We start from the raw sequence: 13,963 nt of genomic DNA on the forward strand, positions 1-13,963 counted from the left end.
ACGGCTATCGGCACCAGCCACAACGGGAAAGTAGGTTTTTGCACAAAACCGTTATCCAGCAGGATTTTGAAGATGTAAGCTACCAGCGGCTCCGTTGCCGCAGTCACAACCATTCCAAGCAGACCCAGGGTCAATCTCTTTTTGTATGGCCGATGCAATAGCGCAAGGCGCTTGAAAATGGTTGTATAGGAGAATGCGCTCATAAGTCAGTCTGCTTTAAGTTCTTTTTTGCACTTTACTATCATGGGAGAATTTTTTCTCCGAAAGTAGAGTTAAGTAATATGAGGATGCGGAGCCAATCGGCAAAGCGCGGCAAGCGGGCCTTAGTACTCCACTGCGACCGCTTCTTTCCCGACTTTTTCTACAAGGGCCAGCTGCAAGCCATCACTGGGAGACACTCTCCACTCATCGCCCAGCAGTATTTCGCAAGCTACGCCGTCACCGGTGTAGCGCAGCGTCATTGGCAAACCATTGCCGGAGCGATGCGAGGACAGCATTTCCCTCAGCTGCGTCGCATCGATTTTCTGTGCCGGCGAGGACAGGGACAGCACGATCTGGCGGCCGTACTGAATCCGTGCAGTGGCAATATCCATCACCCTCTCCGCCGACACCCGCAAACCGCCGTTGAAACGGTCTTCCGAAACCTTGCCATGCACCACCAGGAATTCGTCTTCCTTGAAAAACGCCTTGTTCGGCTCAAACTGTTCGTTATAGACAGTGACATCGACAGTCGCGCTGCCATCATCCAGCGTCACGATCATCATTTTCCCACGCTGCGTCATCTGCGCCCGCAAGCCCGAGATGATGCCCGCCAGGATGCGCGGCTCGCGCGACGGTTCCAGGCTGCCCAATGGAGTACGGGCGAAGCGGCGTGCTTCGGCGGCGTAGGCATGGAACAGATGGCCTGACAGATAGAAGCCAAGCGCGCTTTTCTCTTCCGTCAATTTTTGCTTGTCAGTCCAGGGCGCCGCCTGCACGTATTCGATCGGCGCTTCAAGATCGCTGTCGTCGCCGCCAAACAGGCTTACCTGGTTTGCCGACGCCAGCTTCTGGTCCGCGGCTTCCATCGCGCGTGGCACCGAAGCCAGCAGGATCCCGCGGTCGACCTTGAAACAATCGAACGCGCCGGCGCGTATCAGCGACTCGATGGTGCGGCGGTTGATCTGGCGCTTGTCTACCCGCAGGCAGAAATCGAACAGGTCGACGAACGGCTTTTCCTGGCGGGCGGCGATGATGGCTTCAATTGCGTTCTGTCCCGAACCTTTTACCGCACCGAGACCGTAACGGATGAACGTCGCCTTCTTGCCCGGCTCGCCTTCCGGCGTGAAACGGTAATCCGACAGATTGATGTCCGGCGGCAGCAAGGTCAGCTTGCACACCACCAGTGAATCTTCCACCAGGATCTTGATCTTTTCCGTGTCGTCCATCGCCAGCGACAAGTTGGCGGCCATGAACGCGGCGGGGTGATGTGCTTTCAGGTAAGCGGTGTGATAAGAAAGTAATGCATAAGCGGCAGCGTGCGACTTGTTGAAGCCGTAGCCCGCAAATTTTTCCATCAAGTCGAAAATCTCGTCGGCCTTGGCTTCTGTCAAACCGTCCTTGGCGGCGCCGTCGCGGAAAATCTGGCGATGCTCCGCCATCTCTTCCGCTTTTTTCTTACCCATCGCCCGCCGCAGCAAATCCGCGCCGCCGAGCGAGTAACCGCCGACCACCTGCGCCATCTGCATCACCTGCTCCTGGTACACCATGATGCCGTAGGTTTCCGACAAGATGCCTTCAGTGCGCGGGTCGGGATAGTCGAAACGTTCGCCGTGCTTGCGTTTGCAGAAATCCGGGATCAGGTCCATCGGACCCGGCCGGTACAACGCCACCAGCGCGATAATGTCTTCGAAGCGGTCGGGCCGCGCATCTTTCAGCATGCCTTGCATGCCGCGGCTTTCCAGATGGAACACAGCCACTGTTTTAGCGGCGGTCAGCAATTCGTACGACGCCCGGTCGTTGAGCGGCAGCTTTTCCAGGCTGAACTCGGCCATCGCCGGATCGAGCTGCTTGATGTAGCGCACTGCGCGGTCAAGAATCGTCAGCGTGGTCAAACCCAAAAAGTCGAACTTGACCAGACCGACGGCTTCCACGTCGTCTTTATCGTACTGCGAGACCACGCCGGCATCCCCGCCCTGGGTATACAGCGGACAGAAATCGGTCAGCTTGCCGGGCGCAATCAGCACGCCGCCGGCATGCATGCCGATGTTGCGCGCGATGCCTTCGACTTGCTGCGCCAGGTTGAGCAGCTGCTTGACCTCTTCCTCGTTCTCCAGCCGCTCGGCCAACATCGGCTCTTCCTGGATGGCGTCGGCGATCGTTACGTGCTTGCCCGGCTTGAACGGAATCAGCTTGGAAATGCCATCGCAGAAATTGTAGCCAAAATCGAGCACGCGGCCAACGTCGCGGATCGCGCCCTTGGCCGCCATGGTGCCGAAGGTGGCAATCTGCGATACCGCATCCTTGCCGTACAAATCCTTGACGTGCTGGATGACGCGGTCGCGCCCTTCCTGGCAAAAGTCAATATCGAAGTCGGGCATCGATACCCGCTCAGGATTGAGGAAACGTTCGAACAGCAGATTGTATTTGAGCGGATCAAGGTCGGTGATCTGCAGCGAATACGCGACCAGCGAACCTGCTCCTGAACCCCGGCCCGGTCCGACCGGCACGCCATTCTGCTTGGCCCAGCGGATAAACTCGGCAACGATCAGGAAGTAGCCGGGGAAACCCATCTTGATGATGGTGTCGGTTTCAAATTTCAGCCGGTCCTGGTAGCGTTGGCGCTGCTGTTCACGCTTAGCCTCGTCCGGGAACAGATGCAACAGGCGCAGCTCCAGGCCTTCCTGCGATTGCTGTATCAGGAAATCGCCGATGGTCATACCATCCGGCGTCGGGAAATCCGGCAATTGCGGCTTGCCCAATTGCAGCGTCAGGTTGCAGCGCTTGGCAATTTCAATGGAGTTTTGCAGCGCGGCCGGCATGTCGGCGAACAGCTCGGCCATTTCGGCCTGGGTCTTGAACGACTGCTGGTCGTTGAAACGGCGCACGCGGCGCGCATTGGCCAGCATTTCGCCTTCGGCGATACAAGTACGCGCTTCGTGCGCAATGAATTCTTCTTTATCCAGGAACTGGATCGGATGGGTAGCCACTACCGGCACGTCAAATTTAGCCGCCAACGCCACTGCCTGCCGCACGTGCGCTTCCATATTGGGCTGTTCGGCGCGCTGGATCTCGACATAAAAATTGTCCGGGAAAATCGCCGTCCACCGCTCGATGCAGCGTTCCGCCAATCCTGTGTTGCCATTGTCGATGGCAATGCCAATGTCGCCGAAATGGGCGCCTGACAAGGCAATCAGGCCGTTGCCGCCATTCTGCCGTGTCAGTTCGGCCAGCCATTCGGCGCGGATTTCCGCACGGCCGCGGTGCAGGTTTTCCAGCCAGGCGCGGGACAACAGTTCACACAACTGCAAATAACCGCCGCGATTCTTGACCAGCAGCAGCAAGCGTGACGGCTTGTCGCGATCGTCGTCATTGGTGATCCAGACATCGCAGCCGATGATCGGCTTGATGCCTTTGCCGCGCGCAGCCTTATAGAATTTGACCATGCCGAACAGATTGGCGAGGTCGGAGATGCCCAGTGCTGCCTGCTTGTCGCCGGCAGCGGCTTTCACGACATCGTCGATGCGTACCAGGCCGTCGACAATGGAATACTCGGAATGGAGGCGGAGATGAATAAATTGCGGTGTCGTCATGGCCGGTATTTTACCCCGAGGCCCTGCTGCCAAGGGCAAAATTGGGCAATCCGGCGGCCGGCGTTTATAATACTGATAAATCAACGACTTACCGAGAAACAAACCATGCAGTCCAGCCATCCTTACGTCAATATCGCGGCCTATAAATTCATCACTTTCATAGACACGGAACAAAAGCGGCCGAAATTTCTTGCAATTTGCAAACAATTGCAATTAAAAGGCACGATTCTGCTTACTCCGGAGGGAATCAACCTGTTCCTGGCCGGCCTGCGCGAGCAAATCGACCAGTTCCTGGCCTGGCTGCGCGCCGATGAGCGCTTCGCTGACCTGGAAGTGAAGGAAAGTTACTCCGAAAAACAGCCTTTCACCCGCATGCTGGTCAAGCTGAAGGCGGAAATCATCACGATGAAACACCCCCTGATCAAGCCGGAACTGGGCCGCGCCCCGGCGGTGCAAGCACAGACGCTGAAGCGCTGGCTGGACCAGGGCTACGACGACAACGGCCGGCCGGTGGTCATGCTGGATACGCGCAATGCATTTGAAGTCGACGTCGGCACCTTTGAAAACACGATTGATTACCGCATCGAAAAATTCAGCGAATTCCCGGCAGTGATCGCTGCGCACAAGGACGAACTGGCCGACAAGACCGTTGTCACTTTCTGTACCGGCGGCATCCGCTGCGAGAAAGCCGCAATCCACATGCAGGATATCGGCTACGACAGCGTCTACCAGCTGGAAGGCGGGATTCTCAAGTATTTTGAAGAATGCGGCGGCGCCCATTACGACGGCGACTGTTTCGTGTTCGACTATCGCACTGCGCTCAATCCGCAACTGCAGGAAACCGCCACCGTGCAATGCTACGCTTGCCGCGCCGTAGTGACGCCGCGCCAGCAGTTGTCGCCGCAATACGTGGCCGGCAAGTCCTGCCCGCATTGCCAGCCGGAAGCCATAGCGGCACCTACAGAAGCCACCGGCGCGTACTAACGCAACGGCCTGGACCAGCAAAAAAAGCCCGCTTGCGACTGCAAGCGGGCTTTTTTACTTTCTGGGGCGAACCGGGTTCGCCCTCCTGCCGGAAAATTACTTCTTGAATTTCTGCGCAGTCTCTGCCACACGCTTGCCAAACTGCTTGGCGGTTTCAAGATCGCCTGCCGCAGGAGCTTCTTCCGGCGAAGAGTCCGACGGGCTCTGCGCCAGGGCGCCGGAGAAACCGCCGACGAAGTTCACATCGTTACGCTGCGCAGCCTTGCTATTGGCCGGCATCAAACCCGTGCCGACCCAGACCATGCTGTGCTGCATCGCAAATGTAATCAGATAGCTCATGGTGGTGCCTTTGTCGCCATTCATCGTCGCTGAATTGGTAAAGCCGGCAGCCACCTTGTCCTTCCATTTCTGGCCAAACCATTGCTTCGACGAGGTATCGGCAAACTTCTTGAACTGCCAGGAAACGGTGCCCATGTATGTCGGCGTGCCGAAGATGATGGCGTCGGCCGCTTCCAGCGAAGCCCAGGCAGCGTCGCTGAGATTGCCTTCGGCATCGATGGCGATCAGTTCAGGCGTGGCGCCCTCAGCCCGCAGTACCCCGGCATGCACGGCTTCTGCCTGGTTTTTGGTATGGCCGTAGCCGGAATGATAAACAATAGCAACTTTAGTCATGGCAATACCCTTTTGGCGTAAGAATCCGATTGAAAATAAATAACAAACAACACTATGTCAGACAGCATAAACAGCATTAATAAGATAATAATAAGACAGCAATAGTTAGGCCAGCTGTCTTGTCGTGGATCACAATAAGCGACGAACAGCGACGAACGAAAAACAGAATCCGGAGTCAAGCCACCGTGGCTAGTCTGCATTGAGGCGGAATGCGATCCTGATATATTCGAAAATTTATTTCACTATAGAAATGCGCTATATGAATCCACTGGATTACTTGGCACTATAGCCTTGGGAAATGGCAGAAGACAGATGCTAAATTCCGATATATCATTCAAATTATCTGAATGAAATTTTAACAACACACCTACTCGCCAAGCAGCAATGAACCTGACCCTGGAAGCTTTGCAAGTTCTCGATGCAATCGCTCGCAAAGGCAGCTTTGCCGCGGCCGCTGTCGAACTGGATCGGGTGCCGTCGGCGCTCACCTATAGCGTGCGCAAGCTGGAAGAGGACTTGGACGTGCTGCTGTTCGACCGCCGCGGCCATCGCGCCAAGCTCACCAGCGCCGGCCAGGAGCTGCTGACCGAGGGCCGCCACCTGCTGCTGGCGGCGCAAGAGCTGGAACGGCGCGTAAAGCGCGCGGCGACCGGCTGGGAAGTGGAACTACGCATCGTCCTCGACAGCATCATCCCGTTCGACAGCCTGCTGCCGCTGATCGAGGCTTTCGATCGTGAAAATGCCGGCACCCGGCTGCGCATTTCGCATGAGACATTGTCCGGCGTGTGGGAAGCCTTGTTGTCGGATCGCGCCGACCTGGCGATCGGCGCGCCGCACAGCGGCCCCGACAGCATCCGCATGAGCGGCGGCTTCCAGACCCGCCAGCTGGGCATGATTGAATGGGTTTTCGCAGTCGCTCCCGGCCACCCGCTGGCGAATGCGCCGGAACCGCTCACCGCCAGCCTGATGCAGCAATACCGGGCGGTGGCCGTCGGCGACACCGGCCGCAGCTTGCCCGGCATTACTTCAGGCTTGCTGAGCGGACAAGACATCCTGACCGTACCCTCCATCGCTGCCAAGCTGCAGGCTCAGCTCAGCGGCCTCGGCTGCGGCCATTTGCCGCGCTGGCTGGCCGCCCCTTATTTTGCCTCCGGCGCATTGATCGAAAAGCAAACCATCGAGGCAAAACCCATCGACAAGACACAAATCGCCTGGCGCACGCCAGTCGTGGGAAAATCGCTTAAATGGTTCATCACGCAACTCAGCGAACCCGTGGTCCAGCACACCCTGCTTGGCTCGCCGGCGCCGCATCATCATGAATCGATCAGCAATGTCTAATCAAGCAAGCTACATCGGCCGCTTCGCCCCCTCACCCACCGGACCTCTGCATGCCGGATCACTGGTGGCGGCGATGGCCAGTTACCTCGACGCCAAGGCCAACCGTGGACGCTGGCTGCTGCGCATGGAAGACGTGGACGAAGCGCGCACTGCATCGGGTGCGGCAGAATCCATCCTGGCGGACCTGGACCTGCTCGGCATGCACTGGGATGGCGAAGTGGTGTTTCAAAGCCGCCGTACCGCGCTCTATGAAGCGGCCTTCGATCGCCTTGGGCGGCTGGCCTATCCTTGCGGCTGCACCCGCCGCGAAATCGTCGATTCCCGCATCTGCGTGGCTGCCGACGGCGCCGCGGTGTATCCCGGTACCTGCCGCACCGGCCTGCCGGTCGGCAAGCCGGCCCGCGCTTACCGCCTGCGCGTGCCGGATCCCGGGCATGTCGACGAACTGATTATTTTTGACGACCGCTGGCTGGGCCGCGTACAGCAGCACCTGGCGATAGAAGTCGGGGATTTTGTGTTGAAACGTGCGGATGGCTTCTGGGCTTACCAGTTGGCAGTGGTTGTCGACGATGCCGACCAGGGCGTTACGCACGTGGTGCGGGGCGCAGACCTGCTGGACTCGACCGCTCGCCAGATTTATCTGCAGCGCCAGTTGAAACTGGCGACGCCGCAATACCTGCATGTTCCGGTCATCACCAACGCCGACGGCGAAAAACTATCCAAACAGAACGGCGCGCAAGCTATCGACATCAAACAACCGCTGCACGCGCTCAGCAAGGCGGCCTGGTTCCTGGGCCTGGATATCGGACAGGTCGACAGCGTAGCGGCATTCTGGCCGCTGGCTACCACTGCCTGGGCGAATCTCGAAACCAGCCGGCGCGGCTGATCAGTTCTTTGGCAGTCCGCCCAGCAAGGCGGCCAGCTTCACCTTCGACGGCTTGATCGAGCCACCTGCCGGTGCTACGCTGGATGTATCCACCTCGGCTGCGAGCGTCGGCTCGTAAGGCTTGAGGAACCACGGGTCGACCTTTTCCTTGCGCGAAGTCGGGGTCGACGTGTAGGCGCTGCGTGTGTGCTGCGTGCTGCGGTCGGAGGCAGGGGCACGGCCTTCACCACGTTCGCTACGTTCGCCACGGCCGTTGCGCGCGTCGGCGCCGCGTGGAGAGGAACGTTCACGTTCGGCGCTTGCGGGCTTGGCGACAAACCCGGTCAGCTCGGCGCGTACAAACTTGTACTTGATCATCTTTTCGATGTCGACCAGCAAGCGTTCGTCCTTGTCGGCATACAGGGAAATCGCATCGCCGGACGCGCCGGCGCGTCCGGTACGGCCGATCCGGTGTACATAATCTTCTGCGTTGTACGGCAAATCAAAATTGATCACGCACGGCAGCTCGGCGATATCCAGGCCGCGCGCGGCGACGTCAGTCGCCACCAGCACTTCGATTTCGCCGCGCTTGAATGCTTCCAGCGCCGCCATGCGTTCATTCTGCGTCTTGTCGCCATGGATCGCCGAGGCATTGACGCCTTCGTTTTCCAGGTGACGGGCCAGTTTCGATGCGCCGATCTTGGTATTGGAGAAAACGATGACCTGCTTCAGGTTGCGTTCGCGGATGATGTACGACACCGCCTCAGCCTTGGTTTGTTCGTTGACGTGATACATGGTCTGCGTCACGTTGTCGGCGGTGGCGTTGCTGCGCGCCACTTCGATGGTCACCGGGTTCTTGAGGAAAGTCGCCGCTAGCTTCTTGATCTCGCCCGAGAACGTGGCGGAGAACATCAGGTTCTGCCGCTCTTTCGGCAGCAGGTTGATGATGCGCTGCAGGTCTGGCAGGAAACCCATGTCCAGCATGCGGTCGGCTTCGTCCATCACCAGGATCTGGGTCTGCGACAGGTTCAGGGTCTTTTGCTGCACGTGGTCCAGCAGGCGGCCCGGCGTCGCAATCACGATCTCGATGCCGGAACGCAAGGCTGCGGTTTGCGGCGCGATATCGACGCCGCCGAACACCACGGTCGAACGCAGGGGAGTATGGCGGCAATAGGCTTTGACGTTTTCCGCGACCTGGTCGGCCAGCTCACGCGTCGGCGTCAGGATCAGGGCGCGCACCGGGTGCCGCGCCGGCGAGGCGCTGGTATTGGCATGCGCCAGCAGCAGCTGGATGATAGGCAAGGAAAAACCGGCAGTCTTGCCGGTTCCCGTTTGCGCCGCGCCCATCACGTCGCGTCCCTGCAGCACCACCGGGATCGCTTCCGCCTGGATCGGTGTGGGATGGACATAACCCTGGTCGCTCAATGCGCGCAGGATATCCGGGGACAGCCCGAAATCTGCGAAACGGACGGTGGGTGTGGTTGGCACTGCTGGATCAGCTTGCATCTCAGACTGTATCTCGGACTGTATCTCGGACATGGTAGTTGGCGGCCTCTGGTGCAGGATGCACTCAAACAAAGGCACTATTTGCTCTCAATTGAATCGTGAATTTCGTGTCGGCCCATTGCTGACGACCAGTGCTTGCCAAGGCAAGCCACAGCGCCACCATGCGAACCAAATGATTGTGGAAGTGCCATAACAGGCACCGCAAGCCGGGTTACCACTTTGACATCATTGCCGACATGTTTTGTACCACAGTCGCGCATTATACGCCTAGCCGGGAATTTGCTCAGATACCTAATTCATTCAGCGGCCAGCGCGGCCGTACATTGAACGCATAGCTACGCTGCGCCGCCTGCGGATTGATTTGCAGACGCATCGCGCCGGCAAAGGCAATCATCGCGCCATTATCCGTGCAAAACTCCAGTTCCGGGTAATACACCCGGAAGCGCCGCTTCTCCGCCGCCGCATTGAGGGCGCTGCGCAACTGCTGGTTGGCGCCTACTCCGCCTGCGATCACCAGGCGCTTGAGGCCGGTCTGTTTCAGCGCGGCCAGGCATTTTGCCAGCAGCACCTCAACCAGCGCATCGACGAAGGCGCGGGCGATATTGGCCTTGTCCTGTTCACAGATATTGGTCGTATGCTTTTTGACAAGGGTCAACACCGCCGTTTTCAGGCCGGAGAAGCTGAAATCCAGGTTTTTCGAATGCAGCATGGGCCGCGGCAACTGGTACACCGAGGGGTCGCCGAATTCGGCCAGGCGCGAAATCGCCGGCCCGCCGGGATAACCTAGTCCAAGCAGCTTGGCCGATTTGTCGAATGCTTCGCCGGCGGCGTCGTCCAGTGTTTCACCCAGCAAACTGTATTGCCCGACGCCATCGACCCGCATCAGCTGGGTATGGCCGCCGGACACCAGCAAGGCGACAAACGGAAAGCTGGGGGGATCGCTGGCCAGCAGCGGCGACAACAAATGCCCTTCCAGGTGATGTACACCCAGCATCGGCTTATCCAGCGCCAGGCCGAGACCGCAGGCAACCGATGCGCCTACCAGCAGCGCTCCCGCCAGTCCCGGTCCCTGGGTATAGGCGATGGCATCGATATCGTGCCGCGCGATGCCGCTTTCAGCCAATACCTGTTGCAATAAAGGAATGGCGCGCCGGATATGGTCGCGCGAAGCCAGCTCCGGCACCACGCCGCCGTATTGTTCATGCATCGCCACTTGCGAATAGAGGGCGTGCGCCAGCAAGCCGCGCTCGGTATCGTAGAGCGCGAGGCCGGTTTCGTCACAGGAAGATTCAACGCCGAGAACAATCATGGGTAGGGCAATAGATAAGGAATGGCGCATTGTAAAGGAAAGCGCGGCCGGCTCCTTTGCAGCCAGCGATTAATCCTTGCCCAGCTGCTGCATCGCCTGCCGCATGAAAGCCAGCTGCTGCGAAAACCTGGTGCAAGCCGTGCAGGTCCACAGGTGCACGCGCACCCGCGCCCGGGTCAGCGGCGACAGATTGCTGTCCTGCGCCTGGGACAGGAGCTGCTGGGTATCGCGACAATGTGGGATCAGGCGTTTATATGACATAAAATAAAGTAACTGGCTGGGCGGATATTTCGGTATTCATGGTTAGTCGCACCGTGGATGCAATACTTACAATAAAACTGGAATTATCTTACATTGTGCATGAAGGCCGCGAATTCAAGTCGCTAATTCAAGCTTGGGTGCCGAACCAGTTTAGCTGCAAACATTCGCGCAACCGGGCGCGCGCCCGGTACAGCAGCACCCAGGCATTGGCGGCGGTAATTTCCAGTTCCTTGCAAATTGCATCCGTATCCAGCTCCAGCCATTCCCGCATCATGAAAATGCGCCCGGTTTTGGCGGGCAGCTTGTCGATGCATAATTGCAGGATATCGAAAAACTCCTTGCGCTCCAGCGCCTGGTCCGGATTGCCCCAGCTGGGCGCGGCCTCCACCGCATGTCCTGACGATGTGAACAAGGCGTCGATCATGTCGGCGTCGCTGCGGTCTGCGTCTTCGTCGATATTCAGCTGCACTTCGCGTTTGCCGCGCCGCAGCTGGTCCAGCAATTTGTGCTTGAGGATACCGATGACATAGGTCTTGAACGAAGACTGTTCCTGGAAACGGTCGGGATGCTCAAGCACCGCAAGGATGGTTTCCGAGACAGCATCTTCGGCCAGGGCGTCATTGCGCAACTGCAGCGCAGCGAACCGTATCAGCTGCGGCCGTAGCGTTTCAAGCTGGCCAGGATCAAATGCCATATAAACCCAGATAAGGAAAAACAAGGACAGGCGCCAGCCTATCCGGTGGACAAGCTGGCCGATTGGCGACGATTTTACCTGATGGCCATGGACTAAGGCTGGTAAAGTAAAATCGCTGCGGATATGCCCGCTCCATTCCTTGCTTGCAAACTCAGATCGATAGCTACACATGAATAATCTTCCGCCGCCCGAACCATTCCCAGCTGCCCGCTTCATCAAGGAGATCGGACGCGGGAAGGACGGCGCGCGCAGCCTGTCACGCAACGATGCCCATGATTTATATGCCGCCATGCTGGACGGCCGCGTTTCTGACCTGGAAATGGGAGGAATCCTGCTGGCGATGCGTATCAAAGGGGAATCGGTGGAAGAAATCGACGGTTTCCTGCAGGCGGCGGAAGCGTCCTTTACGCAAATACCGCTGCCCGACAACGCCGGCAGCAGTGCCTGGGCATACGCCCCGGTTGTCATCCCCAGCTATAACGGTGCGCGCCACATGGCCAACCTGACGCCGTTGCTGGCCATGCTGCTGGCGCGCGAGGGCGTGCCGGTATTGCTGCACGGGGTGTCGACCGACCCGGGCCGCGTCACCAGCGCCGAAATTTTCCAGGCGCTGGGCCAGCCGGCCTGCGGCAGCATCGAACAGGCGCAGCAATGTTTCACGCAGCGCTTGCCGGCCTTCATGCCGATCAATGCCCTTGCCCCGAAAATGGCGAGGCTGCTCGCCATGCGGCGGATTCTCGGGGTACGCAACTCCACCCACACCCTGGTCAAGATCATGCAGCCGTTTGTGACGCCGGCCTTGCGCCTGAGCTCATACACGCATCCCGAGTACCTGACCATGCTGACGGCCTATTTCACGACTACCGCTGCGGCTGAACGCGGCGACGTGTTTTTGATGCGCGGCACGGAAGGCGAAACGGTGGCCAACGCCAGGAAAGCGCAAAAAATCGACTGGCTGCATGGCGGCAGGCAAACCACGCTGGTGGAGAAACAAAGCATCGCTGACGACATACCCGCCTTGCCCGAGCAACGCGACGCCGCCACCACCGCCAGCTGGATACGGCAGGCGCTGGCGCAAAAGGAGCTGGTTCCGAAGCCGATTGCCGAACAAGTCGAACAATGCCTGACGGTTTGCCGCGCCCTGCGTCTGCAATACAATTCTGCCTCTGTCGATAAGCAACAGTAATTTCCTAATGGAACTAATTTTTGCGGCAGTGAACAAACCAGACTGATTCAGGATAAAAGCCGGATGCATGTACTATGTGGCAGTCGCCAAAACATTGCCATAGAGAATTTCAGCCTATCCTTAGGCAAGACCTTAAGCAGATCCGATAGCGCAACACAAATATAATCAAGGAGAGTGCGCAGCAAGTCACGTATTTCAGCATTACCCATTCATCTGCCTGTACGGCATCTTGTCCAGCTTGTTTTTTGCTGCAAGACTAACTTTCTGGAGGATCCATGGATTGGACTCTTCCGCCCTTTGCGCTAGCACAGCCCATCCAATGGAATGCGCTGTTACTGTTCGGCAGCTTGCTGCTGTTCGGGCTAGTGGGCGGCCATATAGTAACGAAAAACCCCTGGTTTCCACGCATCACCGGTTATCTGATAGTCGGTTTCCTGCTTGGCGTGGGCGGACTCGACCTGTTGTCAGGCGACGTGCTCAAGCTGGCGAATATCTTTGCCGACATGGCGATGGCGCTGGTGGTATATCAGCTGGGCCGCTACGTCGACATTGGCTGGCTGCGCCGCGAAAAATGGCTGCTGGCGACGGTTGTCCTCAGCGCCGTATTGTGTTTCACCTTCGTCAGCGGCGCCTTGATCTGTTTTGGCACTGCGCGCGTGCCGGCGTTGCTGGGCGGCGTGCTGGCCATCGCCACTGCGCCGGCGGTGGTCATGGTGGTGGTGCGCGAACTGCAGGCGGAAGGCCAGGTGACGCGCCGCCTGGCTGCCATGACGGCGCTGAACAATTTTGTCGCCCTGCTGGCGGCGTATGCTCTGCTGCCCGTGGTCGCCCATGAAAGCGCCACGCCTTTCAGCACGCTGGTGGCGCATACCCTGTATTCGCTGTGCGGTTCGCTGGTGCTGGCGTATCTCACCTATCGCCTGATGATCCCGCTGGCGCGACTGCTCGGCCGCCAGCCGAGCCGCCAGTTCGTGCTGGTGATCGCCGTCATCACCCTGGCGATCGGCGCAGCGCATGCGCTGCAGCTGCCGATACTGCTCACCATGCTGATCTTCGCCATCATGTCGAAGAATCTTGACCACCAGTATGATCTGATGGAACTGGAGTTCGGTGTCGCCAACGAGCTGTTCATCGTGATGCTGTTTGTCACGATTGGCGCTTCGATCCGCTTGTCCGACCTGTCGATGGTGGGCGCCTCGGTCGCAGTACTCATCGCGGCGCGCTTTCTGGCCATGGCCTGCGGCGTCTTTTCGTTTGCGCACTTTGCCAAGATGAAATGGAAACAGGCGGCGCTGATCACCCTGGGAACCTTGCCCATGACCGAGGCCGGACTGGGATTGATGCAAACCACCGCCTA

11 protein-coding genes and 1 pseudogene are annotated in these 13,963 nt (G+C 58.6%); 5 read left to right on the top strand and 7 right to left on the bottom strand.

Annotated elements, in window-relative coordinates:
• Nucleotides 1-203: pseudogene (locus JWQ61_RS00100) on the bottom strand (lipid ABC transporter permease/ATP-binding protein); the annotation flags it as partial.
• A 120-nt stretch (nucleotides 204-323) separates the two neighbouring features.
• Nucleotides 324-3,791 (bottom strand): DNA polymerase III subunit alpha, encoded by a 3,468-nt coding sequence (gene dnaE / locus JWQ61_RS00105; RefSeq protein WP_304358711.1) that lies wholly within the window; start codon nucleotides 3,789-3,791, stop codon nucleotides 324-326.
• 105 nt (nucleotides 3,792-3,896) lie between these two features.
• Between dnaE and JWQ61_RS00110 the strand changes: the two genes are divergently transcribed.
• Nucleotides 3,897-4,775, top strand: coding sequence for a sulfurtransferase (locus JWQ61_RS00110; protein ID WP_304358712.1), 879 nt, complete (start codon nucleotides 3,897-3,899; stop codon nucleotides 4,773-4,775).
• Nucleotides 4,776-4,871: 96 nt separating this feature from the next.
• On the opposite strand, the gene JWQ61_RS00115 is transcribed toward JWQ61_RS00110, so the two are convergent.
• On the bottom strand, nucleotides 4,872-5,447 hold the full coding sequence (locus JWQ61_RS00115) for a flavodoxin family protein (protein WP_304358713.1): 576 nt from the start codon (nucleotides 5,445-5,447) through the stop codon (nucleotides 4,872-4,874).
• 384 nt (nucleotides 5,448-5,831) lie between these two features.
• Here JWQ61_RS00115 and JWQ61_RS00120 point away from each other — a divergent pair, with 384 nt between their 5' ends.
• A complete protein-coding gene (locus tag JWQ61_RS00120) occupies nucleotides 5,832-6,785 on the top strand; it encodes a LysR family transcriptional regulator (RefSeq protein WP_304358714.1) in 954 nt (317 codons plus the stop codon).
• Nucleotides 6,778-7,671 carry a tRNA glutamyl-Q(34) synthetase GluQRS gene (gene gluQRS, locus JWQ61_RS00125; protein ID WP_304358715.1) on the top strand — a complete coding sequence of 298 codons (894 nt, stop codon included), beginning with the start codon at nucleotides 6,778-6,780 and terminating at the stop codon, nucleotides 7,669-7,671. Before JWQ61_RS00120 ends, gluQRS begins: the two co-directional genes overlap by 8 nt.
• Here gluQRS and JWQ61_RS00130 read toward each other — a convergent pair whose 3' ends face one another.
• The 4 genes from JWQ61_RS00130 to JWQ61_RS00145 form a co-directional block, all read right to left on the bottom strand.
• On the bottom strand, nucleotides 7,672-9,156 hold the full coding sequence (locus JWQ61_RS00130; RefSeq protein ID WP_304358716.1) for a DEAD/DEAH box helicase: 1,485 nt from the start codon (nucleotides 9,154-9,156) through the stop codon (nucleotides 7,672-7,674).
• 283 nt (nucleotides 9,157-9,439) lie between these two features.
• Nucleotides 9,440-10,465, bottom strand: coding sequence for a tRNA (adenosine(37)-N6)-threonylcarbamoyltransferase complex transferase subunit TsaD (gene tsaD, locus JWQ61_RS00135; RefSeq protein ID WP_304358717.1), 1,026 nt, complete (start codon nucleotides 10,463-10,465; stop codon nucleotides 9,440-9,442).
• Between the two features lie 69 nt (nucleotides 10,466-10,534).
• Nucleotides 10,535-10,726: a zf-HC2 domain-containing protein gene (locus JWQ61_RS00140; protein ID WP_120236894.1), complete on the bottom strand. Its 192-nt coding sequence runs from the start codon at nucleotides 10,724-10,726 to the stop codon at nucleotides 10,535-10,537.
• A gap of 127 nt (nucleotides 10,727-10,853) precedes the next feature.
• On the bottom strand, nucleotides 10,854-11,420 hold the full coding sequence (locus JWQ61_RS00145; protein ID WP_120236895.1) for a sigma-70 family RNA polymerase sigma factor: 567 nt from the start codon (nucleotides 11,418-11,420) through the stop codon (nucleotides 10,854-10,856).
• Between the two features lie 169 nt (nucleotides 11,421-11,589).
• On the opposite strand from JWQ61_RS00145, the gene ybiB reads away from it, so the two are divergent.
• Nucleotides 11,590-12,606 (top strand): DNA-binding protein YbiB, encoded by a 1,017-nt coding sequence (ybiB, locus tag JWQ61_RS00150; RefSeq protein ID WP_304358718.1) that lies wholly within the window; start codon nucleotides 11,590-11,592, stop codon nucleotides 12,604-12,606.
• Nucleotides 12,607-12,881: 275 nt separating this feature from the next.
• On the top strand, nucleotides 12,882-13,963 hold a 1,082-nt coding region (locus JWQ61_RS00155), incomplete at its 3' end, for a cation:proton antiporter (protein ID WP_304358719.1).

Origin of the sequence: Collimonas fungivorans, assembly GCF_028292705.1 — a bacterium.
Classification (GTDB): Bacteria; Pseudomonadota; Gammaproteobacteria; order Burkholderiales; family Burkholderiaceae_D; genus Collimonas; species Collimonas fungivorans_B.